Consider the following 425-nt stretch of genomic DNA (forward strand, 5'->3'; position numbering starts at 1 on the left):
CCACAAGGCAACGCGCACTGACCGCCGCCCAGCGCCGCCGGACTCCCGCCCGGGACGCTGACCCGCAGCGGTGAGGGAGCAACCCTTCGATCGGTCAGCTGGCCACGCAGATCTTCAGCATGTTCGTGCCGCCGGGTGCGCCCATGGGCTCACCGCAGGTGATGGCGTACACATCCCCCTTTTGCACGATGTTGCGGCTCTTGAGGTGGCGCTCGGCCTGATCCAGCGCAGTGTCGCGGTCAGCACTGGTGTCCATCAGCAAAGGGCGCACGTTGCGGTACATGGCCATCTTGCGTTGCGTGGCCACCTTGGGGGTGAGCGCATAGATGGGGATGCGGATGCTGTGCCGGCTCATCCACAAGGCAGTAGCGCCACTGTCGGTCATGGCGACGATGGCCTTGGCGCCCAGGTGGTGGGCGGTGAAC

At 66.4% G+C, this 425-nt stretch carries 1 protein-coding gene; it reads right to left on the bottom strand.

Annotated elements, in window-relative coordinates:
• Positions 1–94 precede the first annotated feature (94 nt).
• On the bottom strand, positions 95–425 hold a 331-nt coding region (locus tag GPA27_RS28530), incomplete at its 5' end, for a pyruvate kinase alpha/beta domain-containing protein (RefSeq protein ID WP_272501155.1).

The organism is Aromatoleum toluolicum (assembly GCF_012911005.2).
GTDB classification, from domain to species: domain Bacteria; phylum Pseudomonadota; class Gammaproteobacteria; order Burkholderiales; family Rhodocyclaceae; genus Aromatoleum; species Aromatoleum toluolicum.